This window comes from Pseudomonas sp. LBUM1674 (genome assembly GCF_059695635.1).
The window spans coordinates 6,535,765-6,561,209 of the sequence record NZ_CP166779.1; the positions used below are offsets into that span (position 1 = coordinate 6,535,765).

Annotated in this window: 19 protein-coding genes, 1 tRNA gene and 2 pseudogenes; 16 read left to right on the forward strand and 6 right to left on the reverse strand. The window is 58.5% G+C overall.

The genetic code is table 11. The features are described 5' to 3' along the window. Positions 1-39: 39 nt before the first annotated feature. From apaG to ACA067_RS30075, 7 genes are all read left to right on the forward strand, one after another. A complete protein-coding gene (apaG, locus tag ACA067_RS30045) occupies positions 40-420 on the forward strand; it encodes a Co2+/Mg2+ efflux facilitator ApaG/CorD (protein WP_497459711.1) in 381 nt (126 codons plus the stop codon). Next, a complete protein-coding gene (locus tag ACA067_RS30050; RefSeq protein ID WP_497459712.1) occupies positions 420-1,304 on the forward strand; it encodes a symmetrical bis(5'-nucleosyl)-tetraphosphatase in 885 nt (294 codons plus the stop codon). The genes apaG and ACA067_RS30050 overlap by 1 nt, the downstream gene beginning before the upstream one ends. A 33-nt stretch (positions 1,305-1,337) precedes the next feature. Further along, complete coding sequence (glpE, locus tag ACA067_RS30055) at positions 1,338-1,667, forward strand: thiosulfate sulfurtransferase GlpE (RefSeq protein WP_497459713.1); 330 nt, start codon at positions 1,338-1,340, stop codon at positions 1,665-1,667. A gap of 297 nt (positions 1,668-1,964) precedes the next feature. Then, on the forward strand, positions 1,965-3,887 hold the full coding sequence (locus ACA067_RS30060) for a PrkA family serine protein kinase (protein ID WP_045059965.1): 1,923 nt from the start codon (positions 1,965-1,967) through the stop codon (positions 3,885-3,887). Positions 3,888-4,089: 202 nt separating this feature from the next. Then, positions 4,090-5,361, forward strand: a complete 1,272-nt coding sequence (locus ACA067_RS30065) for a YeaH/YhbH family protein (RefSeq protein WP_497459714.1) — start codon at positions 4,090-4,092, stop codon at positions 5,359-5,361. Then, positions 5,358-6,920, forward strand: coding sequence for a SpoVR family protein (locus ACA067_RS30070; RefSeq protein WP_128873971.1), 1,563 nt, complete (start codon positions 5,358-5,360; stop codon positions 6,918-6,920). The genes ACA067_RS30065 and ACA067_RS30070 overlap by 4 nt, the downstream gene beginning before the upstream one ends. A 63-nt stretch (positions 6,921-6,983) precedes the next feature. Beyond that, entirely contained in the window at positions 6,984-8,213 is a 1,230-nt protein-coding gene (locus tag ACA067_RS30075) for a multifunctional CCA addition/repair protein (RefSeq protein ID WP_497459715.1), read from the forward strand. 93 nt (positions 8,214-8,306) lie between these two features. Here the strand turns inward: ACA067_RS30075 and folK are convergent, their stop codons facing one another. Together folK and folB are read right to left on the reverse strand one after the other, a co-directional pair. Further along, positions 8,307-8,825, reverse strand: a complete 519-nt coding sequence (folK, locus tag ACA067_RS30080; RefSeq protein ID WP_497459716.1) for a 2-amino-4-hydroxy-6-hydroxymethyldihydropteridine diphosphokinase — start codon at positions 8,823-8,825, stop codon at positions 8,307-8,309. Beyond that, positions 8,816-9,172 (reverse strand): dihydroneopterin aldolase, encoded by a 357-nt coding sequence (gene folB, locus ACA067_RS30085; RefSeq protein WP_008027044.1) that lies wholly within the window; start codon positions 9,170-9,172, stop codon positions 8,816-8,818. The genes folK and folB overlap by 10 nt, the downstream gene beginning before the upstream one ends. A 74-nt stretch (positions 9,173-9,246) precedes the next feature. On the opposite strand from folB, the gene plsY reads away from it, so the two are divergent. After that, positions 9,247-9,816 (forward strand): glycerol-3-phosphate 1-O-acyltransferase PlsY, encoded by a 570-nt coding sequence (gene plsY, locus ACA067_RS30090; RefSeq protein ID WP_497459717.1) that lies wholly within the window; start codon positions 9,247-9,249, stop codon positions 9,814-9,816. Positions 9,817-9,838: 22 nt separating this feature from the next. Here plsY and tsaD read toward each other — a convergent pair whose 3' ends face one another. Next, entirely contained in the window at positions 9,839-10,864 is a 1,026-nt protein-coding gene (tsaD, locus tag ACA067_RS30095; protein ID WP_497459718.1) for a tRNA (adenosine(37)-N6)-threonylcarbamoyltransferase complex transferase subunit TsaD, read from the reverse strand. 199 nt (positions 10,865-11,063) lie between these two features. On the opposite strand from tsaD, the gene rpsU reads away from it, so the two are divergent. The 5 genes from rpsU to ACA067_RS30120 all read left to right on the forward strand — a co-directional run bounded on the left by rpsU (position 11,064) and on the right by ACA067_RS30120 (position 19,608). Next, positions 11,064-11,279: a 30S ribosomal protein S21 gene (gene rpsU, locus ACA067_RS30100; RefSeq protein ID WP_002551877.1), complete on the forward strand. Its 216-nt coding sequence runs from the start codon at positions 11,064-11,066 to the stop codon at positions 11,277-11,279. A gap of 482 nt (positions 11,280-11,761) precedes the next feature. Then, positions 11,762-13,729 carry a DNA primase gene (gene dnaG, locus ACA067_RS30105; RefSeq protein WP_497459719.1) on the forward strand — a complete coding sequence of 656 codons (1,968 nt, stop codon included), beginning with the start codon at positions 11,762-11,764 and terminating at the stop codon, positions 13,727-13,729. 67 nt (positions 13,730-13,796) lie between these two features. After that, positions 13,797-15,647 (forward strand): RNA polymerase sigma factor RpoD, encoded by a 1,851-nt coding sequence (rpoD, locus tag ACA067_RS30110; protein ID WP_497459720.1) that lies wholly within the window; start codon positions 13,797-13,799, stop codon positions 15,645-15,647. A gap of 122 nt (positions 15,648-15,769) precedes the next feature. Next, a complete protein-coding gene (locus ACA067_RS30115) occupies positions 15,770-19,516 on the forward strand; it encodes a bifunctional diguanylate cyclase/phosphodiesterase (RefSeq protein ID WP_497459721.1) in 3,747 nt (1,248 codons plus the stop codon). A 15-nt stretch (positions 19,517-19,531) separates the two neighbouring features. After that, positions 19,532-19,608 (forward strand) — tRNA-Ile (locus ACA067_RS30120). A 218-nt stretch (positions 19,609-19,826) separates the two neighbouring features. On the opposite strand, the pseudogene ACA067_RS30125 reads toward ACA067_RS30120, so the two are convergent. Continuing rightward, positions 19,827-20,012: pseudogene (locus ACA067_RS30125) on the reverse strand (YjaZ family protein); the annotation flags it as partial. Positions 20,013-20,469: 457 nt separating this feature from the next. Here ACA067_RS30125 and ACA067_RS30130 point away from each other — a divergent pair. Together ACA067_RS30130 and ACA067_RS30135 are read left to right on the forward strand one after the other, a co-directional pair. Next, a pseudogene (locus ACA067_RS30130) lies at positions 20,470-20,777 on the forward strand (DUF3077 domain-containing protein). Positions 20,778-20,879: 102 nt separating this feature from the next. After that, the gene (locus ACA067_RS30135; RefSeq protein WP_497459722.1) at positions 20,880-21,362 is read left to right on the forward strand and encodes a YjaZ family protein; all 483 of its coding nucleotides are present in this window, start codon (positions 20,880-20,882) and stop codon (positions 21,360-21,362) included. 207 nt (positions 21,363-21,569) lie between these two features. Here the strand turns inward: ACA067_RS30135 and ACA067_RS30140 are convergent, their stop codons facing one another. Next, on the reverse strand, positions 21,570-22,217 hold the full coding sequence (locus ACA067_RS30140; protein WP_497459723.1) for a peptidase M41: 648 nt from the start codon (positions 22,215-22,217) through the stop codon (positions 21,570-21,572). Between the two features lie 147 nt (positions 22,218-22,364). Then, on the reverse strand, positions 22,365-24,719 hold the full coding sequence (locus tag ACA067_RS30145) for a glucose/quinate/shikimate family membrane-bound PQQ-dependent dehydrogenase (protein ID WP_497459724.1): 2,355 nt from the start codon (positions 24,717-24,719) through the stop codon (positions 22,365-22,367). Positions 24,720-24,894: 175 nt separating this feature from the next. Here ACA067_RS30145 and ACA067_RS30150 point away from each other — a divergent pair, with 175 nt between their 5' ends. Further along, complete coding sequence (locus ACA067_RS30150; RefSeq protein WP_497459725.1) at positions 24,895-25,356, forward strand: Lrp/AsnC family transcriptional regulator; 462 nt, start codon at positions 24,895-24,897, stop codon at positions 25,354-25,356. Positions 25,357-25,445 lie beyond the last annotated feature (89 nt).

Here is a 25,445-nt window from a genome sequence, read left to right on the forward strand (position 1 = left end):
CTACGCCCCGCGTCCCGCTCCGTTTTTAAGGCCTCTTGCATGTCCGATCCTCGTTATCAGGTCGACGTCAGCGTCGTCACTCGCTATCTGGCAGAACAATCGCAACCTGAACACAGCCGCTTTGCCTTTGCCTACACCATCACCGTGCAGAATAATGGCGAGTTACCGGCCAAGCTGATGTCTCGGCACTGGGTGATCACCGATGGTGACGGGCATGTCGAGGAGGTTCGCGGAGCAGGCGTGGTTGGCCAGCAACCGTTGATCAAGCCAGGCCAGAGCCACACCTACAGCAGTGGCACGGTCATGACCACCAAGGTCGGCACCATGCAGGGCACTTATCAAATGATTGCCGACGACGGTAAGCATTTCGACGCTGTCATCGCTCCATTCCGCCTGGCGGTGCCCGGAGCCCTGCACTGATGACGACGTATGCCGTCGGCGATCTGCAAGGCTGCCTTGAAGCCCTGCAATGCCTGCTCAAGCAGGTTGCCTTCGACCCAACGAAGGATCGCCTGTGGCTGGTGGGCGACCTGGTCAACCGTGGTCCTCAATCGCTCGAGACGCTGCGTTTTCTCTATAGCCTCCGCGAGTCGCTGGTGTGCGTGCTCGGCAACCACGACCTGCACTTGCTGGCCGCCGGGCAGAACATCGAGCGCCTGAAGAAAGCCGACACCCTGCGCGAAATCATCGAAGCACCTGATTGCGCCGAACTGCTGGACTGGCTGCGCCAGCAAAAACTCATGCACTACGACGAACAACGAAATGTTGCGCTGGTGCATGCCGGCGTTCCGCCGCAATGGTCACTGCGCAAAGCCCTGAAGTGCGCTGCCGAGGTCGAGACCGCCCTGCGCGACGACAACCTGTTTCCAGCCTACCTCGATGGCATGTACGGCAACGATCCGGCGAAATGGGACAACGACCTCAAGGGCATAGCGCGCCTGCGAGTGATCACCAACTATTTCACCCGGATGCGCTTCTGCACCGCCGAGGGCAAGCTTGACCTCAAGAGCAAGGAAGGTCTCGATACTGCGCCGGCAGGGTACAAACCCTGGTTCCAGCACAAGGAACGCAAGACCAAGGGCCTGAAGATCATTTTCGGCCATTGGGCAGCACTCGAAGGCAAATGCAATGAGCCGGGGATCTCGGCCCTCGACACCGGCTGTGTCTGGGGCGGTGCCTTGACGCTCATGAATGTCGACAGCGGCGAACGCCTGTCTTGTAAATGCGACGCGCAAGGGCATGCCGCCGTGCCGCCAGTCGCCCCACGAATTTCCGAACCATCGTCAGCCAGCGCCCCGCGCTAGACTGCGCTTTCAGCCGAGCCACAGGAGCCCGCCATGAGCGAATTCAAACGTATTCCCCCGGAACAGGCCCAGGCCTTGCGTGAACAAGGTGCAGTGGTGGTCGACGTTCGCGACCCTGCGACCTTTGCCGCCCTGCACATCAGCGGCTCGAAGCATCTGGATAACCATTCTCTGCATGCCTTCATTCAGGGCGCCGACCTGGACGCACCGACCGTAGTGGTCTGCTATCACGGTAATTCCAGCCAGGGCGCCGCCGCCTACCTGATCAGCCAGGGCTTTTCCGACGTCTACAGCATGGACGGCGGATTCGAACTGTGGCGGTCGACTTATCCTGCGGAAACAGCGCAAGGCACCGGCGAATAATTTTTTTGTAATGCGCAAGCCCCCGGCCCCCGCGGGTTAGCGCGGTGGCAGACGAACGGTCTGCCACAACTAATTACGTATCTCGCCTTTACCTCCCGAATAAGCAACTATCCTTAAGCGCAGGCCATCCAAAACAGGGGAGAGCCGGTACACCGGCGCGCGGGTCATCGGGAGTAGCTTTCGGGGCGCTAAGCCTTGAAAGGGTTCTGGGGGGTAAACAGCAACTGCATATCCGGTTGCTGCCAGCATCGACTGAGTGATCCGGCGTCGGCTCCACGTATCGAGCGAGGTGACGTCATGAGTATCTTTAGCCACTTCCAACAACGCTTCGAGTCCACACGCCAGGAAGAACTCTCGCTGCAAGAGTATCTTGAGCTGTGCAAACAGGACCGCAGCGCCTACGTTTCCGCAGCCGAGCGTCTGTTGCTGGCTATCGGTGAACCGGAGCTGCTCGACACCTCGACCAACTCGAGACTGTCGCGAATCTTTTCCAACAAGGTGATCCGTCGCTATCCGGCCTTTGAAGACTTCCACGGGATGGAAGAATGCATCGACCAGATCGTGTCGTATTTCCGCCATGCCGCTCAGGGCCTGGAAGAAAAGAAACAGATCCTCTACCTGCTCGGCCCCGTCGGCGGTGGTAAATCGTCCCTGGCCGAGAAGCTCAAACAGCTGATCGAGAAAGTGCCCTTCTACGCGATCAAGGGCTCGCCGGTATTCGAATCGCCCCTGGGTCTGTTCAACGCCACTGAAGATGGCGCGATCCTCGAGGAAGACTTCGGCATTCCACGGCGCTACCTCAACACCATCATGTCGCCATGGGCCACCAAGCGCCTGGCTGAATTCGGCGGAGACATCAGCCAGTTCCGCGTGGTGAAACTCTATCCGTCGATCCTGAACCAGATCGCGGTGGCCAAAACCGAACCGGGCGACGAAAACAACCAGGACATCTCGGCGCTGGTGGGCAAGGTCGATATCCGCAAGCTGGAAGAATTCCCGCAGAACGATGCCGATGCCTACAGCTACTCGGGCGCATTGTGCCGGGCCAACCAGGGCCTGATGGAATTCGTCGAAATGTTCAAGGCGCCGATCAAGGTGCTGCATCCATTACTGACCGCCACCCAGGAAGGCAACTACAACAGTACCGAAGGTCTCGGCGCGATTCCGTTCACCGGGATCCTGCTGGCCCACTCCAACGAATCGGAATGGCACACCTTCCGTAACAACAAGAACAACGAAGCTTTCATCGACCGGATCTACATCGTCAAAGTGCCGTATTGCCTGCGGGTCAGCGACGAAGTGAAGATCTACGACAAGCTCCTGTTCAACAGTTCGCTGGCCAAGGCTCACTGCGCGCCTGACACCCTGAAGATGCTCGCCCAGTTCACCGTGCTCTCGCGCCTCAAGGAGCCGGAAAACTCCAACATCTACTCCAAGATGCGGGTGTATGACGGCGAGAACCTCAAGGACACCGATCCAAAGGCCAAGTCGATTCAGGAATACCGCGACAACGCGGGCGTCGACGAAGGCATGAACGGCCTATCGACCCGCTTCGCCTTCAAGATCCTGTCGAAGGTGTTCAACTTCGATCCGCACGAAATTGCCGCCAACCCGGTGCATTTGCTCTACGTACTGGAACAACAGATTGAACAGGAACAGTTCCAGGCCGAAACCCGCGAACGCTACCTGCGCTTCCTGAAGGAGTACCTGGCACCGCGCTATATCGAATTCATCGGCAAGGAAATCCAGACGGCCTATCTCGAGTCTTACAGCGAGTACGGCCAGAACATCTTCGATCGTTATGTGCTGTACGCCGACTTCTGGATCCAGGACCAGGAATACCGCGACCCGGAAACCGGCGAAATCCTCAACCGCGTCGCGCTGAATGAAGAACTGGAAAAAATCGAAAAACCGGCTGGCATCAGCAATCCGAAGGATTTCCGCAACGAAATCGTCAACTTCGTGCTGCGCGCCCGGGCTAACAACAATGGTAAGAACCCGACCTGGCTCAGCTACGAAAAACTGCGGGTGGTCATCGAGAAGAAAATGTTCTCCAATACCGAGGACCTCCTGCCAGTCATCAGCTTCAACGCCAAGGCCAGTAAAGAGGACCAGCAGAAGCACAACGACTTCGTCACACGGATGGTCGAGCGGGGCTACACCGACAAACAGGTACGACTGCTGTCCGAGTGGTACCTGCGGGTCAGAAAATCACAGTAACCCGCTGCCGGTCAGACCGGTTGTCGTCAGCCAGAGGTCTGTGTACACATTTTCTGTTACACAGGCTTCTGGAAGGTGTTCGAAAGACGGTCGCGAGGTTCAGGCAGCATCCAAAAGCGCTTGGGGGAGCGTGTACATCCCTTGGCACGGTCGATGCTGCATAACCGCTCGCCCCTTTCAGGACAGCTTCTAAGGAGCAGTCATGAGCTATGTGATCGACCGACGTCTCAATGGCAAGAACAAGAGCACGGTGAACCGCCAGCGGTTTCTGCGGCGTTACCGTGATCACATCAAAAAGGCTGTCGAAGAGGCGGTCAGCCGGCGCTCCATTACCGATATGGAACACGGCGAACAGATCAGTATCCCCGGCCGCGATATCGACGAGCCGGTGCTTCACCATGGTCGCGGCGGCAAGCAGACCGTCGTGCACCCGGGCAACAAGGAATTCACCAGCGGCGAGCATATTGCCCGCCCGCCGGGAGGTGGCGGCGGCAGAGGCCCCGGCAAGGCCGGCAACTCGGGCGAAGGGATGGACGAATTCGTCTTCCAGATCACCCAGGAGGAATTCCTCGAATTCATGTTCGAGGACCTCGAACTGCCGAACCTGGTCAAACGCAACCTGACCGGCACTGATACCTTCAAGACAGTTCGTGCAGGTATCAGTAATGAAGGCAATCCATCGCGGATCAACATTATCCGCACATTGCGCTCGGCCCATGCGCGCAGAATCGCCCTGTCCGGCAGCAGCCGAGCGAAATTGCGCGAAGCCAAGGAAGAACTTCTACGACTCAGACGGGATGAACCGGACAACTTCGGCGATATTCAGGAAATCGAAGCGGAAATCGAAAAACTCAGCGCGCGCATCCATCGCGTTCCGTTTCTCGACACTTTCGACCTCAAGTACAACCTGCTTATCAAACAACCCAACCCGAGCTCCAAGGCGGTAATGTTCTGCCTGATGGACGTATCCGGCTCCATGACCCAAGCGACCAAGGACATCGCCAAGCGATTCTTTATCCTGTTGTACCTGTTTCTCAAGCGCAACTACGACAAGATCGACGTCGTATTCATCCGCCACCACACCAGCGCCAGGGAAGTGGATGAGGAAGAGTTTTTCTACTCCCGCGAAACCGGTGGCACCATCGTTTCCAGCGCCTTGAAACTGATGCAGGAAATCATGGCCGAACGCTATCCGAGTAACGAATGGAACATTTATGCCGCCCAGGCTTCCGATGGCGACAACTGGAACGACGACTCACCGATCTGCCGCGATATCCTGATCAACCAGATCATGCCGTTCGTGCAGTACTACACTTACGTTGAGATCACCCCACGCGAACACCAGGCCCTGTGGTTCGAATACGAACGCATCGCGGAAGCCTTCTCTGACACTTTTGCCCAGCAACAACTGGTCTCGGCCGGGGATATCTATCCGGTCTTCCGTGAACTCTTCCAGCGCAGGTTAGTGACATGACCGCCAAAGAGCAGAAGCGCCAACCCATTTCCACCGGCTCGGAATGGACGTTCGAGCTGATCCAGGCCTACGACAAGGAAATCAGTCGCCTGGCGGCTCGTTATGCCCTGGATACGTACCCCAACCAGATCGAAGTGATCACCGCCGAGCAGATGATGGACGCCTACGCCTCCGTCGGCATGCCGCTGGGCTATCACCATTGGTCCTATGGCAAACACTTCCTCAGCACCGAGAAATCCTACAGTCGCGGCCAGATGGGGCTGGCCTACGAGATCGTGATCAACTCGGACCCGTGCATCGCCTATCTGATGGAAGAAAACACCATCTGCATGCAGGCACTGGTCGTCGCTCATGCCTGCTATGGGCATAACAGCTTCTTCAAGGGCAATTACCTGTTTCGTACCTGGACCGATGCCAGTTCGATCATCGACTACCTGGTGTTCGCCAAGCAGTACATCATGCAGTGCGAAGAGCGCCACGGCATTGACGCAGTGGAGGACTTGCTCGACTCCTGCCATGCGCTGATGAACTACGGCGTTGACCGCTACAAACGCCCCTATCCGATTTCGGCCGAAGAAGAACGTCGTCGACAAAAGGATCGGGAAGAACATCTTCAGAAGCAGATCAACGACCTGTGGCGGACCATTCCCAAAGGCGCTGATAAATACAGCGACAAGGACAATGCGCGCTTCCCCGCCGAACCTCAGGAAAACATCCTCTATTTCATCGAAAAACACGCACCTTTGCTGGAGCCTTGGCAGCGGGAAATCGTACGGATCGTGCGCAAGATCGCCCAGTATTTCTATCCGCAACGTCAGACTCAGGTGATGAACGAGGGGTGGGCCACCTTCTGGCATTACACCCTGATGAATGACCTGTACGACGAAGGCCTGGTGACCGACGGCTTCATGATGGAGTTTCTGACGTCCCACACCAGCGTGGTCTACCAGCCCGGTTTCGACAGCCCCTACTACAACGGCATCAACCCCTACACCCTGGGTTTTGCCATGTACCGGGACATTCGGCGCATGTGCGAAAACCCGACCGAAGAGGACTATCGCTGGTTCCCTGAGATTGCCGGCACTGATTGGCTGTCGAGCATCAAGTTCGCCATGAGCAGCTTCAAGGATGAAAGTTTCATCCTGCAGTATTTGTCACCCAAAGTGATCCGCGACCTGAAGTTGTTCAGCATTCTCGATGACGACCAGAAAGAAGACCTGCTGGTCCCGGCAATTCACGACGAAGGAGGTTACCGCATCATCCGGGAAACCCTGGCGGCGCAGTACAACCTGGGCAATCGCGAACCCAACGTGCAGATCTACAGCATCGACCGGCGAGGCGACCGCTCCCTGACCTTGCGTCACCAGCAACATGACCGAAAACCGCTGGGTGAGTCCACAGAGGAAGTACTCAAGCACCTGCACCGCCTCTGGGGCTTCGACATTCACCTGGAAACCCTGCAAGGCGATCAAGTGATGAAAACCCACCATGTTCCGCCCAGAGGCGAGCACAGTGAGGGTGATTACGGGCGACTGGACCTCGCCGTCATCCATCTTTGATTCTGTTTCTGCCTCCGGAAGTTCGACGCAAAGGTTATTCTGTCGAGCTAACGGAGGTTTTTTATGCAGATTTATAAAGTCGGTGGCGCCGTTCGCGATCGCCTGCTGGGCCAGCCTGTCACCGATATCGATTGGGTCGTGGTAGGCGCCACCACCGAAGAAATGCTCGCCAAGGGCTTTCGCCCGGTGGGCACGGACTTCCCGGTGTTTCTTCATCCGAAAAGCGGTGAGGAATACGCCCTCGCCCGGACCGAACGCAAAAGCGGGCGCGGTTACGGCGGCTTCACCTTTCACGCCAGCCCTGAAGTCACCCTCGAAGAAGACTTGATCCGTCGCGATTTGACGATCAATGCCATGGCTGAAGACGATCAACAGCATTTGACCGATCCCTACCAAGGTCAAAAAGATCTTGAGGCGCGCCTTTTGCGTCACGTTTCCCCCGCGTTCGCCGAAGATCCGCTCAGGGTTCTGCGTGTTGCGCGGTTTGCGGCGCGTTACGCCGAATTGGGTTTCACCGTTGCGCCCGAAACACTGGAACTGATGCGCCAACTGAGTGAGTCGGGCGAACTGCAAGCGTTGACCGCGGAGCGGAGCTGGAAGGAAATTGCTCGCGCACTGCTGGAAGATCAGCCGCAGGTGTTCATTGAGGTGCTGCGCGAGTGCGGCGCGCTCAAGGTGCTGATGCCGGAAGTCGATGCACTGTTCGGCGTACCGCAACCGGAAGCCCATCATCCGGAAATCGATACTGGCGTGCATACCTTGAGCGTGCTCGAGCAAGCAGCGCAGTACAAACAACCGCTGACGGTACGCTGGGCCTGCCTGCTGCATGACTTGGGCAAGGGATTGACGCCCGAGGAAGAATGGCCCCGCCACATTGCCCACGAGCACAAAGGTCTGAAACTGATCAAGGCAGTCAACGAACGCTTCAAGGCGCCGAGGGATTGCCAGGAACTGGCCCTGCTGGTGGGCGAATATCATACCCATGGCCATCGCGCCCTGGAGCTGAAAGCGTCGACTTTGCTGGAGTTGTTGCAGAGTTTCGACGTGTACCGTCGACCCCAGCGGTTCGAGGAATTTATCGCGGCGTGCGAGATGGACGCACGCGGCCGCAAAGGGCTGGAGCAACGAAGTTATCCACAGGCGGATTATTTACGCGGGGCGGCGAATGCAGCCCGAAGCGTGGCGGTTCAGCCGTTGCTGGAGAAGGGGTTCAAGGGACCGGAGCTGGGTGAGGAGATCAAGCGCGAACGCCTCAAGGCGCTGAAGGCTTACAAACAGACGGCGTCTGCCTGAAAAGCTTCGCGAGCAAGCCCGCTCCCACATTTGATCAGCGTCGAACACAAATCAAATGTGGGAGCGGGCTTGCTCGCGAAGGCGTCATCCGCCTCACAACAAACTCAAAGGGGTCAGCTGCTCACCGCGCCACTCAAACGCCACTGGCGCCAACACCTGATCAATCTGCGCCTCGCGCCACAACGCCGCAAAGCTCTTGCCTACACCGGGATGCACGCGATCCGGCGCAATCAGCGACAAAGGCCACAGCACAAAGGCATTTTTCAGGATTTCCGCCCGCGGCAGAATCAAACCATCGAAGTTGCCCGCCAGATCGCCGAACAGCAGCACGTCGATATCCAGCGGCAGACCCTTGCGGTCCGGCGCGTAGCGGCCGTTGTCCGCCTCGATGATTTTCAACCGACGGTCCAGTTCCATCAGCGGTAGATCGGTGTAGGCCGAGAGCACGAAATTGAAAAACGGCCCGCTTTTGATTCCCACTGGCTGGCTTTCGAATACCGCCGAGCAGCGTATATCCACCAGAAAACCCGCCAAGGCTTCCAGGCCAGCCTGCAAATGGGATTCACGCTCGATATTGCTGCCGAGCCCGAGATACACCTGAGTCAGCGACATCCGCGCTCGATCTCCACGCCCACACCGCCCGTGGCAGCCGGGACTGCACCGGGCTTGGTCAACTTCAGGCGCATCCAGGTGATGTTGAACTCACTCATCAGGACCTCAACCAGGCGTTCGGCAAAAGTCTCGACCAGTTGGAACTGCGCCTGCTCGGCAAACGCCTGGATGCGCGATGAAACGCTCGCGTAGTCGAGCGCCAGGGTCAGGTCGTCACCGGCAGCGGCCGGGCGATTATCCCAGGCGAAGCTCAGATCAAGACGCAAGCACTGCCGGATGCCTCGCTCCCAGTCGTAGGCACCAATCACGGTGTCGACTTCCAGGCCCTCGATAAACACTCTGTCCAAGCACTCTTCTCCGCTGCACGACAAGGGCGCAATGCGCCGTTAGAATCAGGGCGTCCTCACCCGGAATAGTTAGCATGTTTTGGTTACTGGCGACCCTCGCCTACCTGCTCGGCTCTCTGTCCTTTGCCATTTTGCTCAGCCGCCTGACCGGCAACCCCGATCCGCGAATGAGTGGCTCGGGCAATGCCGGTGCTACCAACATGCTGCGCCTGGCCGGCAAAAAGCTCGCCACTCTGACCTTGCTCGGCGACCTCTGCAAGGGTCTGCTGCCCGTGCTGATCGCAGCTGTTGCGGGTCTTTCGCTGCAGGAACAGGCCTGGATCGGCATCTGTGCCGTCATCGGCCACCTGTTCCCGTTGTACTTCCGCTTTCGCGGCGGCAAGGGTGTTGCCACCGCTGCCGGAATGTTACTGGGCCTCTATCCGCCCGCAGCACTGCTGGCGGTCTGCGCCTGGTTGCTGACGTTCTACCTGACCCGCACCAGCTCGCTCGCCGCCTTGATCGCCACGCCGCTGACCCTGCCATTGCTGGCGTGGCAAGAGCCGGCAGCACTGCTGCCCATGAGCGCGCTCACAGGGCTGATCGTCTGGCGTCATCGCGGCAATCTACGCGACCTGTTTGCCGGGCGCGAACGGCATTTTTAATACCGCACGTGAACACCGCTCATCACAGCGCCGACAATTGCTCCATCGGCCAGCGCGCCTGAACGCTGATCGCCAGGCTTTCGTGCTGGCCAGCTTGCAAGCGCTGGCAACCGGCGAACGCAATCATCGCGCCATTATCCGTACAGAACTCCGGACGGGCATAAAACACATCGCCGCGCATGTCCCCGAGCATTTTCTCCAGAGAAGAGCGCAATGCCTTGTTGGCGCTGACGCCCCCAGCGATCACCAGACGCTTCATACCCGCCTGCTTAAGGGCACGCTTGCACTTGATGGTCAAAGTCTCCACCACGGCCTGCTGGAACGCCAGCGAGATGTCGCAACGGGCTTGCTCGCTGTCGTCCCCGGCGCTAACGCATTGTTGCCAGGTGTTCAGGGCGAAGGTTTTCAAGCCGCTGAAGCTGAACGCCAGGCCGGGACGGTCACACATCGGACGCGGAAAAGTGAATCGTCCTGCAACCCCTTGCTCCGCCAGACGTGCGATTTCCGGGCCGCCCGGATAATTGAGGCCCATCATCTTCGCGGTCTTGTCGAACGCTTCACCGGCAGCATCATCGAGGGTCTCGCCCAACAACGCGTATTGGCCGATACCGTCGACTTGAACCAGCTGCGTATGACCGCCCGACACCAACAAAGCGACGAACGGAAATTGCGGCGGTTGCGACTCCAGCATCGGCGCCAGCAAATGGCCTTCCATGTGATGCACGCCCAAGGCCGGAATGCCCCAGGCAAAGGCCAGCGCCTGGGCGCAGGAAGCGCCCACCAATAGCGCACCGACCAGCCCGGGACCCGCGGTATAGGCGATCGCGTCGATTTCGGTCGGTACGCAGTCGGCTTCAGCCAACACCTGACGAATCAAGGGCAGCATGCGTTTGACGTGGTCACGCGAAGCCAGCTCCGGCACCACACCGCCATAGGCACGGTGCAGGTCGATCTGACTGAACAGCGCGTCGGCCAGCAGGCCACGCTCACTGTCGTAAAGTGCGACACCGGTTTCGTCGCAGGAGGTTTCTAATCCCAGTACTAGCATGGGTTTGCGCCTTGTTTAGGCTGAATTCGAAGGCGCGCATAATAGTCTCCACGAGATGCCCCGACCAGCGGTTTTCGATCAGAGGCTTTGCATTCCGAGCGATGAGGGGTTAACATCCGCAACCCTTAAAAACCGACGTCTTCAAGTGCTCTTTTGCCACGAGGATGTTGACCCCGGTAATGAATGAAGGTAGCTCTGGATGCCAGCCGTCAAAGTAAAAGAGAACGAACCCTTCGACGTAGCTCTGCGTCGTTTCAAGCGCTCCTGCGAAAAAGCCGGTGTACTGGCTGAAGTTCGTAGCCGCGAATTCTACGAGAAGCCTACTTCTGAGCGTAAGCGTAAAGCAGCAGCCGCTGTTAAGCGTCACGCCAAGAAAGTTCAGCGCGAACAGCGCCGCGCCGTTCGTCTGTACTAATACACAGACGTCCGTAGCAAGCTTCTGCCAAGCCCGGCCCTCAGCCGGGCTAATGGCATTTGCGGAACACGCTTGATGCTTCACCGTCAAAGCCGCAGACGCGACCGAGACAAACCTGCTTCACAGCGTCAGACCTGGCTCTTTTGCCAGCGGTGCACGTCTTTTCTGACGAGCCTTCCAAGGCTACTGACGAGCACACCCACTGATTCCTCTCACGACGATCAGCCCAAGGCACCTTCTTGCGTGCCCGCTTATGAGCGATCCGGGGCCATTGACTGGCCACAGCGGATTTCAGCGCAATATTTTCAAATAGTCGAATACTGATTAGCACTAACGTCAGTGGATTTTCGGCGGATACACTTCCCGACAGCGATTACGCAGACGACACTGGTCGAGCCGTATATTTTGCGCGCCTCAAACAACGACCCGCATTCGGCTGCCCTTTGTTTCGGGTCCATTTCAGCGCAGATGACGAGAACGCCATGGCCGGGCTAATTCCCCAGAGCTTCATTGACGACCTTCTGAACCGCACCGACATCGTCGATGTGGTCAGCTCGCGCCTGCAAATGAAAAAGGCCGGCAAAAACTACACCGCCTGCTGCCCTTTTCACAAGGAAAAAACCCCGTCCTTCAGCGTCAGCCCCGACAAACAGTTCTATTACTGCTTCGGCTGCGGCGCTGGCGGCAATGCCCTCGGCTTCATGATGGACCACGACAACCTGGATTTCGTCCAGGCTGTCGAAGAACTGGCCAAAGCCGCCGGCATGGAAATCCCCCGCGAAGAAAGTGGCCGCCCGCACAAACCGCGGCAGCCGACCGATTCGCCGCTGTACCCGCTACTCACGGCAGCCGCCGACTTCTACCGTCAGGCCCTCAAAAGCCATCCCTCGCGCAAAGCCGCTGTGGATTACTTGAAGGGTCGTGGGCTAACGGGCGAAATCGCCCGGGACTTCGGCCTCGGCTTCGCCCCGCCCGGCTGGGACAACCTGTTCAAGCACTTGAGCAGCGACACCCTGCAACAAAAAGCCATGGTCGATGCCGGCCTGCTGATCGAAAACGCCGAAACCGGCAAACGCTATGACCGCTTCCGCGATCGCGTGATGTTTCCGATCCGCGACAGCCGTGGGCGCATCATTGCGTTCGGTGGCCGGGTATTGGGCGACGACAAGCCGAAATACCTGAACTCACCGGAAACCCCGGTATTCCATAAAGGCCAGGAACTCTACGGCCTCTATGAAGCACGCAAGAACAACCGCAACCTCGACGAAATCATCGTGGTCGAAGGCTACATGGACGTTATTGCTCTGGCCCAACAAGGCCTGCGCAATGCCGTAGCCACCTTGGGCACCGCCACCAGCGAAGAGCATTTGAAGCGACTGTTTCGCGTCGTGCCCAACGTGCTGTTCTGCTTCGACGGCGACCAGGCTGGCCGTAACGCCGCGTGGCGGGCGCTGGAGGCCACCCTGCCCTGCCTGCAAGACGGGCGTCGGGCGCGCTTCCTGTTCCTGCCTGAGGGCGAAGACCCGGACACCCTGGTCCGCTCCGAAGGCACCGACGCTTTCCGCGCGCGGATCAACCAGCATGCCCAGCCACTGGCAGACTATTTCTTCCAGCAACTGACCGAGGAATCGGACCCGCGCTCACTCGAAGGCAAGGCCCACATGGCCACCCTCGCCGCGCCGCTGATCGACAAAGTCCCGGGCGCCAATCTGCGCATTCTGATGCGTCAACGGCTGAGCGAAATCACCGGCCTTAGCGGTGAAGCGGTTAGCCAGCTGGTGCAAAGCGCCCCCCAGGAAGCGCCACCGGCGTACGACCCGGGCATCGATTACGACGCCATGCCGGATTACAGCGACTACCATCAGCCGCAGGCACAAGAGATGTATGTGCCGCAGCAGGAGTGGACGCCGAAGAAACCCGGCGCCGGCGGTAAAAAATGGGACAAAAAACCGTGGGACAAAAATGGCAAGCGCGGCGGTGATCGCGATCAACCGCGTGCTCCACGGGTGCCGGCCGCTGTAGAACCGCCAACCCTGGCCGCCCTGCGAACGCTGCTGCATCACCCGCAACTGGCCAAAAAAGTCGAGGATGCCGGGCACTTTGCCGCCGAGGATCACACCAATACACAATTACTGGTGGCACTGCTCGAAGCCGTACAGAAGAATCCCAAGCTAAACTCATTTCAGTTGATCGCGCGTTGGCACGGTACCGAGCAAGGACGTTTGCTCAAGGCGCTGGCGGAAAAGGAATGGCTGATTGACGGAGATAACCTTGAACAACAGTTTTTCGACACCATTAATAGCTTGTCCGCCCGCCAACGCGAGCGAAACCTGGAACAACTGCTCAGGAAAGCACGTCAAAGTGAACTGACTGCCGAAGAGAAAAATCAACTGCGCGACCTTTTAAGTCGCAATGTTTCCGCATCAAGCCCGACCTCAACTGGCGCGTGAGGTCATAGCTCAGGTATAATCCTCGGCTTGTTTTTTGCCCGCCAAGACCTTCAGTGGATAGGGTGTTATGTCCGGAAAAGCGCAACAGCAGTCTCGTATCAAAGAGTTGATCACACTTGGTCGTGAGCAGGGCTACCTGACTTACGCGGAGGTCAACGACCACCTGCCGGAGGATATTTCAGATCCGGAACAGGTGGAAGACATCATCCGCATGATCAATGACATGGGGATCAACGTATTCGAGGTTGCGCCAGATAAGGATTCCCTTATGCTGGCCGACGCCGATACCGACGAAGCCGCGGCCGAAGAGGCAGCAGCAGCGCTGGCAGCGGTCGAGACCGACATTGGTCGCACCACCGACCCGGTGCGCATGTACATGCGTGAAATGGGTACGGTAGAGCTCCTCACACGTGAAGGCGAAATCGAAATCGCCAAACGTATTGAAGAGGGCATCCGCGAAGTGATGGGCGCAATTGCGCACTTCCCTGGCACGGTTGACCATATTCTCTCCGAATACACTCGCGTCACCACCGAAGGTGGCCGCCTGTCCGACGTCCTGAGCGGTTATATCGACCCGGACGACGGCATTGCGCCGCCTGCTGCAGAAGTGCCGCCGCCTGTCGACCCGAAAGCCGTGAAAGCGGACGACGACACCGACGACGACGACGCTGAAGCCAGCACCGACGACGAAGAAGAAGCCGAAAGCGGTCCGGATCCGGTCATCGCAGCTCAGCGCTTTGGCGCTGTCTCCGATCAGATGGAAATCACCCGCAAGGCGCTGAAAAAGCACGGTCGTGGCAACAAGCTGGCGATTGCCGAGCTGGTGCTTCTGGCTGAGCTGTTCATGCCGATCAAACTGGTTCCGAAGCAATTCGAAGGCCTGGTCGAGCGTGTACGCAGTGCCCTGGATCGCCTGCGTCAGCAAGAGCGCGCGATCATGCAACTTTGCGTTCGTGATGCGCGCATGCCGCGTGCCGACTTCCTGCGCCAGTTCCCGGGCAATGAAGTCGACGAAAGCTGGTCCGATGGCTTGGCCAAAGGCAAAGGCAAATACGCCGAAGCCATTGGTCGCCTGCAACCTGACATCATTCGTTGCCAGCAGAAGCTGATCGCGCTGCAAACCGAAACCGGTTTGACGATTGCCGAGATCAAGGATATCAACCGTCGCATGTCGATCGGTGAGGCCAAGGCCCGCCGCGCGAAGAAAGAGATGGTTGAAGCGAACTTGCGTCTGGTGATCTCCATCGCCAAGAAGTACACCAACCGTGGCCTGCAATTCCTCGATCTGATCCAGGAAGGCAACATTGGCTTGATGAAAGCGGTAGACAAGTTCGAATACCGCCGCGGCTACAAATTCTCGACTTATGCCACCTGGTGGATCCGTCAGGCGATCACTCGCTCGATCGCCGACCAGGCCCGCACCATCCGTATTCCGGTGCACATGATCGAGACGATCAACAAGCTCAACCGTATTTCCCGGCAGATGTTGCAGGAAATGGGTCGCGAACCGACCCCGGAAGAGCTGGGCGAACGCATGGAAATGCCTGAGGACAAGATCCGCAAGGTATTGAAGATCGCTAAAGAGCCGATCTCCATGGAAACCCCGATCGGTGATGACGAAGACTCCCATCTGGGTGACTTCATCGAAGACTCGACCATGCAGTCGCCAATCGATGTGGCTACCGTTGAGAGCCTTAAAGAAGCGACTCGCGAAGTTCTCTCCGGCCTCACAGCTCGTGAAGCCAAGGTTCTGCGCATGCGCTTCGGTATCGACATGAATACCGACCACACCCTCGAGGAGGTTGGTAAGCAGTTCGACGTGACCCGTGAACGGATTCGTCAGATTGAAGCCAAGGCGCTGCGCAAGCTGCGCCACCCGACGAGAAGCGAGCATCTGCGCTCCTTCCTCGACGAGTGATCACAAAACCCCCGGCCCAGGCCGGGGGTTTTGCTTTTTGCAGATAAAATTTCCCACGCTTCACTCCTGCCTGATTGCCCGTCTACACTCGAAACATTCCCCCGTGCCGCAACGAGATCGTTATGCCCAGACTGCCGACCGTGCTTTTTTTGCTGTCGCTGATAACCTGGACCGCAACGGCTGGCGCGCTGACTCTGACCGACGAAGAACGTAGCTGGCTGGCGGCTCACCCGGACTTGCGCCTGGGCGTTGATGCGTCCTGGCCACCCTTCGAGTTTCGCGACGATCAGGGCCGATACCAGGGTCTTGCAGCGGACTACATCAACATGATTCGGCAACGCCTGGCCATCAAGCTCACGCCCATCGAGCCGGTCAGCTGGACGGTTGTCCTCGAACAGGCCAAACAAGCGAAGCTGGACCTGCTGCCGGGCATCATGTCGACCCCGGAGCGCCAGAGCTACCTGTCGTTCACCCGCCCCTATCTGGACTTTCCGATTGTCATTCTTGCCCATGTCGGAGGTCCCCAGCCGCGCAAACTGGTAGACCTGTACGGCCTGAAAATCGCCGTGGTGGAAAATTACGCCCCCCATGAGCTGCTGCGTACGCACCATCCAGATCTGAACCTGGTGGCAATGCCCAATGTCAGCTCAGCCTTGCAGGCACTGGCCACCGATGAGGTGGACGCCGTGGTCGGCGATCTCGCCTCCAGCATCTGGAGCCTGCGCCAGCTCAAGCTCGACGGGCTTTATGTCAGCGGCGAGACACCCTATCGCTATCAACTGGCCATGGGCGTGCCCAAGGACAATAAGGTGCTGGTGGGCATCCTGGACAAGGTCCTGGCCGATATGACCCCGGAAGAAATCAGCGCTATCCAGGAGCATTGGGTCGGCAACGTCCTCGATCATCGAACGTTCTGGTCCGACTTGCTGGTTTACGGCCTACCCGGATTACTGCTGTTGATCGGCGTGCTGGCGACGGTGATCCGGATCAACCGCCGGCTGAGTTCGGAAATCACCCGCCGGGTCGATCTGGAACAGGAACTGCGCAGCAGCGAATACCACTACCGCGGACTGGTAGAGAGTCTTTCGGCCATCGCCTGGGAAGCAAGGATCACCGATTTCACCTACAGCTACGTATCGCCCCATGCCGAGGATCTGCTCGGCTACCCCTTGTCTCACTGGCTGATTCCGGGCTTCTGGCGCAACATCATCCACCCCGCTGACCTGACCCGCGCCCAGACCTTCTGTGATCAGGAAGTCCTGGCCGGGCGCGATCACACCCTCGATTACCGAGTTATCACCGCCGACGGCCGTTGCCTGTGGGTGCGTGACATCGTCAGCCTGATCGAGCACGGCCATGAGCCGGTGATGCGCGGGCTGATGATCGACATCAGCGATGCCAAGCGCACCGAAGAAGCGTTGCGCCTGTCGGAACAGAAGTTCGCCTCGGTATTCCAGCAATGCCCGGACATTCTGGTCATCGCGCGGCTTTCTGACGGTTGTTTGCTGGAGGTCAACGAAGCGTTCGAAGAACAGATCGGCCTCAAGGCTGAAGACGTCATCGGCCAGAGCGCCACCGACCTGAACATCTGGGGCATCCCCGGCGTCGGGCCGGGCTTGTTGCAGCGGTTGCAGGCCGGCAGCATTCGTAACCTGGAGATGCCCTTTCGTCGCAACAATGGTCAGGTGTTTACCGGCCTGATTTCCGCCGAACCGTTCGACCTCGACACCACCGCTGCGCTGGTGGTCGTCGTGCGCGATATCAGTCAGCTCAAGGAAACCCAACAACAGCTGCAAACCTCCGAAGAGAAATTCGCCAAGGCTTTCCATGCCTCCCCAGACGGTTTGCTGCTGTCCCGGCAAAGCGATGGCTTGCTGCTGGAGGTCAACGAAGGGTTTAGCCGCATTACCGGTTTCAACAGCGCGATGTCCGTGGATCGCTCGGCGCTCGAACTGGGGATCTGGGTCAACCTCAACGAACGCAAACAGATGCTCGACCTGCTGCACCGTGACGGTTTCGTCCGCGACTTCAGCTGCCACATCCGCCGTAGCGACGGCCAGATCCGCCTCTGCGAGGTGTCCAGCCGTCCGCTGCCCATCGGCGACGAAGATTGCATGCTGACCATCGCTCGAGACATCACCGAGCGGCACGTGATGCAAGAGAAACTGCAACAGGCCGCCACCGTGTTCGAAAGCACCGCCGAGGGGGTGTTGATCACTGACACTCAACAACACATCAGTGCGGTCAACCGCGCGTTTACCGAAATCACCGGCTACAGCGAAAGCGAAGCACTGGGCCACACCCCTCGCCTGCTCGCCTCGGGCCTGCACGACAGCGCGTTCTATGCAGCCATGTGGCATCAACTGACCGCCGAAGGGCATTGGCAGGGCGAGATTTCCAATCGACGCAAGAACGGCGAGCTCTACCCGAGCTGGCTGACCATCAGCGCGGTGCGCAACCGGGACAAATTCATCACCCACTTTGTGGCCGTATTCGCGGACATTTCCAGCCTCAAGCACGCCCAGGCCAAGCTCGACTACCAGGCGCACCACGACCCGCTGACCGGCCTGCCGAACCGCACCCTGTTCGAGAGCCGGCTGCTGACCGCGCTCAACAATCAACAGGAAAACGGTGGCCAGGGCGCCGTGCTGTTCCTCGACCTGGACCGCTTCAAACACATCAACGACAGCCTGGGGCACCCCGTCGGCGACCTGTTGCTCAAAGGCATCGCCGTGCGCCTCAAGGAACAGTTGCGCGACATCGATACCGTGGCGCGCCTGGGGGGCGACGAGTTCATCATCCTGCTCCCCGGCCTGCAGCAATCCAGTGACGCCGACAACATCGCGACCAAGCTGCTCAATTGCTTCAGCGCCCCCTTCCAGGCCGGCGTGCACGAGTTTTTCATCAGTGCCAGCATTGGCACCAGCCTCTATCCCAAAGACGGCTGTGACGTCGCCACACTGGTCAAGAACGCCGACGCGGCGATGTATCGCTCCAAAGCCAAGGGCCGCAATCGGGTCGAAAGCTATACCCGCGACCTGACCGCCCAAGCCAGCGAGCGCGTCGCGCTGGAGCACGAACTGCGGCGCGCCATCGAACGCAATGAACTGTTCCTGCACTATCAGCCGAAGATCAGCCTGGACGACCATCGCCTGGTCGGCGCCGAAGCACTCATTCGCTGGCGTCACCCGACCTTCGGCGATGTGCCGCCGGAGCACTTCATCCCCCTGGCCGAAGAAAACGGCATGATCCTGCAAATCGGCGACTGGGTACTCGAGACCGCCTGCCGGCAGATGTACGAATGGAACCAGGTCCACGAATGCCTCGGCCCACTGTCGGTCAACCTCGCCGGCGCGCAGCTGCGTCAGCCGAACCTGCTCGGCCGCATTGAACAATTGCTCAAGGACAACGGCCTGCGGCCCGATTTCCTGCAACTGGAAATCACCGAAAACTTCATCATGAGCCAGGCCGAAGAAGCGCTGGCGGTGCTGCATCAACTCAAACACCTGGGCGTGCAACTGGCGATCGACGACTTCGGCACCGGTTACTCGTCCCTGAGCTACCTCAAACGCCTGCCGCTGGACATCCTCAAGATCGACCAGTCCTTCGTTCGCGGCCTGCCGGACGATCCCCACGACGCGGCCATCGTTCGCGCCATCATCGCCTTGGGTCGCAGCATGCAATTCACCGTGATTGCCGAAGGCGTCGAGACCCTCGCGCAGCAGCAATTCCTCGCCGCGGAGGGCTGTGAACAAATCCAGGGCTACATCGTCAGCCTGCCCTTGCCACCAGCCGAATTCGCCGCGACGTTTCTTCGTACAGTCAAATTGGATTTTTCGGATAGCACAGCCGGGAAACCATCGCTATAATCCGCGGCCTACTGAGGGCCTATAGCTCAGTTGGTTAGAGCAGAGGACTCATAATCCTTTGGTCCACGGTTCAAGTCCGTGTGGGCCCACCATACTCAAAGCCGCGCATTGCGCGGCTTTCGACCGAATTAATGATTGACGTGAATATTTACTTTCCTTAGATTTGACCTGTCGAAGCGACTGACCGGATGAGATCGAGCGCTTCCCAGCAGCGAGAGCTGTAACCGCGCAAGGCGGTTCGCAAGTGGTGTCCGGATCTGCTTTACCGAATCGAAAAAGACGCCTATGGCGTCTTTTTTCGTTTCAGCCCCTAGCGTTTGGTCGAGCTCGCTTGCCGCAGGTAGACCTTACCGCACAGCAACATAAACCCCATCTTGCCCAGCAGCCTCGGCGGCTGATCGGTTTGGTGATAAGCACTCTCAACGACCAGATTTAGGTCCTGCGGCTTTTCCTTGGCAGCACGACGTATCTCAAAGAACACGTGGTAAGCCCCTGAATCCTGAATGTCCTAAAATAGTTGCACATCTGATTTCAGGACGAAGGAGTCGAAGTGAAAAAAGCCGCGCAATGCGCGGTTTCGTGTAACTGACGTTTAACTTTGTTTGCTGGAGCTGTCGAAATATCGGATGACGTCCTAGGACCTTGTAGGCAAACTCCGAAAATTGCGTTTGGGCATTTTGATGCCTTATTGGGCTTTTCTTCGACGGGATACTCTCCGGATGTCGCTGACCATTCAGCGATCGGGCTTGGAAACCCGTCTAGTCAAGTCAAGCGCAACAGTCCCATCACGACTCCAGACGTTTTTACGGCTGCGACTCAGTGTTATGGCAGCTGTGCGTGGGACGTCTTCGGACGTGCCGGTTTCCTTGGCTCCCGGTTTCCAACCTGCGCACAGCTGCCACCCATTCGCTTGGAAACGAACGTGGCAGCTCTTTAAGTCGAGGAGCTTCATCATGACAAAAGCAAATTCATCTGATTATTCAGAACTAAAAACCGTCGGCTTCACCCCTTCCTATACCTCTCGGACCAACCGCTTTTCCACGTCTGCCGCAACGTCCCCATCGCCGATGCCTTGGCCCAAGCCTCCGACCTATTGTTCCTCGCCAAGTCCCTGACCGTCGACGCAGCCTACGTCCAAGGCTCCGATAGCCACGCATGGGCCGCGCACTATCTGACGACGATGAGCAAAGCAGTGATTGATGATGTGGTGAAGGTGCTGACGCGGGAGCCGGCTCGAACGGCGGCAAAATCTGAAGAATAGCGGCAAATCAAGCAGCACTATTAGCCCCGAACTGCCGGGGCTTTCAAATCATGATCGGGATTGCAACTACTGCACCCCACCTTGCGCCCGGCGACGATCTACATGCAATGGAATGACCTGACAATTGGCGGACGCCAGTACAGCATGGAACATCTACAACCATTCGAATTGAAATTCGAGGTCGCGGGTGAGCTGATCAACGTCAAATTCGAATTCGGATTTCATTGCTTCACCGACGCCAAAGGCAATGGGCAATTACTAGTGCACAGAGGGGAGCGTCGCTATTTCTGTGCCGAACGACATCATTGCAGCAGCCAGATTGTAGAGTACATTCACAAGAGGTTTTTCAAAGGGCTTGCCGTTCCGTTTTACGTGGAAAACAGCCAACGCTATTTCTGCCTGGATCTGCATGACTACGCGATTTTCTTCTCGATCAGCAAACCGCAAGGGACGACGAATCTTCTCAAACTCAGGGTGATTTCCGCGTATGAGGTAGCTGAATGGGGGCGGGCGAAGCTGCCCAAAGGAAAGCCGCATAACGTGCGTTATATTCTTGAAATGCGTAATGCAGGCAAACCTGTCTGATAGACAGCAAAAAGCCTCGATGCTTTCGCATCAAGGCTTCTTGTGAATCTGAATATCGGCCTCTCCTTTCACGGTTTCCCGCTTATCCCGCTCACTGGCTAGGAGTGGCTTGCGCCACCGAAATCAACACCCCTTGCTTCCAAGGTTCCGGTCTGTGCTGACAACGTAATAATAGCGTTTGTATCAAACTGGAGCAACCAACGTTTTTTACGCCCAAACCTTTAACGCGGGAATAGCCTGCACTGACCCCAGCCGTTCAAGCCTTTCCCTCGTCAACACAACCTCATACGTATCCGCCGCCCTTCCCCACTGCTCCACCATGACCATGCCGTCCACCAACGCCAATGCCAATTCAGTAATCGTATCGGCCAACGCCTCCACGATTCCTTGAGTCCGCAGCCACACGCGATCAGTAATCTCTTTAAGCTCAGCCGTTATGCGATCCGACGATGCGGGATTTGTATCGGGGTAGGCGATGTTGCGTAGCAGCTGCTGCAATTCCCTTACTTTTGCGTAATCCTGTTCCGCCCCAAGGCCTCCTTTGAGGATGGCTGTCGCTTTCGGCTTATCGACGAGTTTCCTGGGCGAAGGTGTTGAAGATAAGGTCTGCCCCATGGCGCCAGCCAAGAGGACCATCATCCGGGCTTCCAAATACTCCTTCATCGCGTCTATCGACGAAATTGACCGCGCCAAGGTGATGGAAGCGCCCCCTTGATGCCTTAAGTCCATGGTCACTGTCAGGGTCACGCCGCCCGTTGCAAACCCCAAGGCACGGGCCATGACGTAGTGCCCCATTTCGTGATGTGCAATCTGTAATGCATGGTCCCGTACAGCGGCAGGCATCTTCTTCGTCATCTGCGTCACCTCGCATCCCTGATTTTGCATTCGACTACGAGTGACTGTCGCTGTCCATCCTGGCGTCCCGTTGATGGCGTCAGGTCAGTTCGCACAGCCAAAAAAGCCGCGCAATTGCGCGGCTTTTTCGTACCTGCGATTCAGCCTTTACTCAGGCAAGGCGTAAGCAATGACATAGTCCCCACGGTCCGGCGACTGACGTGCGCCACCCACAGTGAGCAGGATGTACTGCTTGCCGGTTTTCGGCGACACATAGGTCATCGGTCCGGATTGGCTACCCACCGGCAAACGCGATTTCCAGATTTCGTTGCCGTTGCCGGTATCGAAAGCACGCAGGTAGAAGTCTTGAGTACCCGCGAAGAACAGCAGGCCCGACTGGGTCGCCAGCGACGCTCCAAGGGTCGGCATGCCGATCGGGATCGGCAGGTGCATGCGGATGCCCAACGGACCAGTGTCCTGCACCGTGCCGACCGGTACCTGCCACATCAGCTTGCGGGTCTTGAGGTCGATGGCGGACATCGTACCGAACGGTGGTTTCTGGCACGGAATGCCGGCCGCCGACAGGAAGCGTTCACGCATGGCGCCAAACGGTGTGCCTTCCTGCGGCACCACGCCCATTTCGATACCGCTGGCACCGGCGGCAATCTTGTCACGGGGGATCATGTAGTTGGCCAGGCCCAGGCGCATGTCGTTGACGAACATGTAATTGGTGTTCGGATCCACCGAGACGCTGCCCCAGTTCATGCCACCCAAGGAACCCGGGAACTGCAAGGCACGGTCCATGCCCGGCGGGGTGTAGACGCCTTCATGGCGCATGCCTTTGAACTGGATGCGGCACATCAGCTGGTCAAACGGCGTAGCGCCCCACATGTCGGATTCGGTGAGTGTCTGATTGCCGATGGACGGCATGTCCACCGAGAACGGCTGGGTCGGCGAGTAGCGTTCGCCAGGCACGTTGCCCTGGGGCACCGGACGCTCTTCGACGCGGGCGATCGGCACGCCGGTTTCGCGGTTGAGCAGGAAGATCTCGCCCTGTTTGGTGACTTGCGCCAGGGCTGGCTGGGTGCCGCCCTTGTCGTCAGGCACGTCGTACAGCAGCGGTTGGGCTGGCAGGTCGAAGTCCCACAGGTCGTGGTGAGTGGTCTGGAAGTGCCAGCGCACCTGACCGGTCTTCACATCGATGGCGACGATGGACGAGTTCCACTTGTCGTCGAACTCCGTGCGCTGGCCGCCGAAGAAGTCCGGGGTGGCGTTGCCGGTTGGCAGATAGACCAAACCGAGTTTGGCGTCGTAGGACATGGCCGACCAGACGTTCGGCGTGCCGCGGGTATAGGTCTCACCGGCCGGCGGACGTTTTGTGGTGTTCGGGTTGCCCGGATCCCACGCCCACATCAGTTCACCGCTACGCACGTCGTAGGCACGGACCACGCCTGGCGGTTCGCCGATGGAATAGTTGTCGGCCACGCGTCCGCCGACAATCACCACGTCCCCTGCGACCAGCGGGGTCGAAGTCTGCTGGTAATAACCGGGCTTCACTTCGCCCATGTCGGTGGTCAGGTCGACGGTGCCGTTGTTGCCAAATTCTTCACACGGTTTGCCGGTTTCAGCGTTGATCGCGATCAGACGGGCATCGCCGGTCGGCAGAAACAGACGTTTCGTACAGGCAGCAGGCTGATTGTCCGAGGTCGCAGGCGTTTCGGAATAGCCCAGGCCACGGCAGCGCTGCCAGTTTGGCGCGGTGCCTTGCGGGTCGAACTTCCAGCGCTGGGTACCAGTGTCGGCATCGAGGGCGAAGACCTTGCCGTAAGCGGTGCAGGTGTAGACCGTGTCGCCGATTTGCAGCGGGGTGTTCTGGTCTTCGGCACCGGCGCCGGTGCTTTGCGGGATGTCACCGGTGCGGAAGGTCCAGGCCACCTGCAATTTGTCGATGTTGCCTTTGTTGATCTGGTCCAGCGCGGCAAACCGGTTGCCGGCCGTGGTGTTGCCCCAGTGGGCCCAATTTTTCTGCTCGGTGCCAGGCGCGACCGGCGTAACGGCCGGTTCACTGCTGGCCTTGACCACATGGGTCGGCACGAACATGTAGGCCATCGTCGCGACAACGCCGACGCCCAGGATACCGGCCAGGCCGTAGGCGCCACGGCCCGCGGTCGCGCCCGAAGCGCGCACGAGCGTCGGGTAGATCATCGCGATGACCAGACCGATCACGGCGAAGGTCAGCACCCGCGAAACCAGCGGCCAGTATTCGAACCCGGCATCCCACACCGCCCAGATTGCCGTCAGGATCAGCGCCAGGCCATACAGCCATGCACCCTGCGGTTTACGCAGGGCGATCATCAGCCCGGACACCAGCATCGCCAGGCCCATCAACAGGAAGTACGTGCTGCCGCCGAGCGAAATCAGATAGCCACCGCCACCGGCCAATCCAAGCCCGATCAATGCAATCAGAACACCCAGCCCCAACAGCAACCATTTGCCGCCGCCGGCAGCCCCAGAATTATTCATGTCGGAAATTTTCCCCATTTGTGACAAGCGCGAAATAATGTACGAACTAGTTACTTATGGCAAATTGTCGCAGGCAAAAATGGCATGAACGGTATTGAACCTAGATCAAACATCCGAGTGACGAGATGTGCCTGTAACATGCATGCCCATTGCTTTGTGCCGCTGGAGCCCGACCTTGCCTGACACCCGTCCGCCCGTCCTTGACGAAATCGACCGCCAATTGATCGCGGCCCTGCAAATCAATGCCCGCGAAAGCGTGGCCATGCTCGCCCGGCAATTGGGTATCGCCCGCACGACCGTTACGTCGCGGCTGGCGCGACTGGAAAAGGCCAAAGTGATCACCGGTTACGGCGTGCGTTTGGGGCAGCGGCTGGTGGATGGCGGATTGCAGGCGTATGTCGGGATCACGGTGCAGCCGCGATCCGGTAAGGAAGTGTTACGTCGCCTCAGCGCCATGGCTCAGGTACAGCAGTTGTGTGCCGTGAGTGGCGAGTTTGATTATGTGGCGTGGTTGCGCACTGACTCGCCGGAGCAGCTGGATCAGTTGCTGGATCAGATTGGCAGTGTGGAGGGGGTGGAGAAGACGACGACGTCGATCATCTTGAGCAGCAAGATTGATCGGGGGCAGCCGGTGTGAGTTTCTGCCGATGGATTTTCACTGCTGATCGGGCCTCTTCGCGGGCAAGCCCGCTCCCACATTGAACAGTGTGTATCAATAGATCGTCA

Excerpts from the sequence above, each read along its gene's own strand:
- apaG (WP_497459711.1), top strand. The coding sequence starts at position 40 with ATGTCCGATCCTCGTTATCAGGTCGACGTCAGCGTCGTCACTCGCTAT.
- ACA067_RS30050 (WP_497459712.1), top strand. The coding sequence starts at position 420 with ATGACGACGTATGCCGTCGGCGATCTGCAAGGCTGCCTTGAAGCCCTG.
- glpE (WP_497459713.1), top strand. The coding sequence starts at position 1,338 with ATGAGCGAATTCAAACGTATTCCCCCGGAACAGGCCCAGGCCTTGCGT.
- ACA067_RS30060 (WP_045059965.1), top strand. The coding sequence starts at position 1,965 with ATGAGTATCTTTAGCCACTTCCAACAACGCTTCGAGTCCACACGCCAG.
- ACA067_RS30065 (WP_497459714.1), top strand. The coding sequence starts at position 4,090 with ATGAGCTATGTGATCGACCGACGTCTCAATGGCAAGAACAAGAGCACG.
- ACA067_RS30070 (WP_128873971.1), top strand. The coding sequence starts at position 5,358 with ATGACCGCCAAAGAGCAGAAGCGCCAACCCATTTCCACCGGCTCGGAA.
- ACA067_RS30075 (WP_497459715.1), top strand. The coding sequence starts at position 6,984 with ATGCAGATTTATAAAGTCGGTGGCGCCGTTCGCGATCGCCTGCTGGGC.
- folK (WP_497459716.1), bottom strand. The coding sequence starts at position 8,825 with ATGTCGCTGACTCAGGTGTATCTCGGGCTCGGCAGCAATATCGAGCGT.
- plsY (WP_497459717.1), top strand. The coding sequence starts at position 9,247 with ATGTTTTGGTTACTGGCGACCCTCGCCTACCTGCTCGGCTCTCTGTCC.
- tsaD (WP_497459718.1), bottom strand. The coding sequence starts at position 10,864 with ATGCTAGTACTGGGATTAGAAACCTCCTGCGACGAAACCGGTGTCGCA.
- rpsU (WP_002551877.1), top strand. The coding sequence starts at position 11,064 with ATGCCAGCCGTCAAAGTAAAAGAGAACGAACCCTTCGACGTAGCTCTG.
- dnaG (WP_497459719.1), top strand. The coding sequence starts at position 11,762 with ATGGCCGGGCTAATTCCCCAGAGCTTCATTGACGACCTTCTGAACCGC.
- rpoD (WP_497459720.1), top strand. The coding sequence starts at position 13,797 with ATGTCCGGAAAAGCGCAACAGCAGTCTCGTATCAAAGAGTTGATCACA.
- ACA067_RS30115 (WP_497459721.1), top strand. The coding sequence starts at position 15,770 with ATGCCCAGACTGCCGACCGTGCTTTTTTTGCTGTCGCTGATAACCTGG.
- ACA067_RS30135 (WP_497459722.1), top strand. The coding sequence starts at position 20,880 with ATGCAATGGAATGACCTGACAATTGGCGGACGCCAGTACAGCATGGAA.
- ACA067_RS30140 (WP_497459723.1), bottom strand. The coding sequence starts at position 22,217 with ATGACGAAGAAGATGCCTGCCGCTGTACGGGACCATGCATTACAGATT.
- ACA067_RS30145 (WP_497459724.1), bottom strand. The coding sequence starts at position 24,719 with ATGAATAATTCTGGGGCTGCCGGCGGCGGCAAATGGTTGCTGTTGGGG.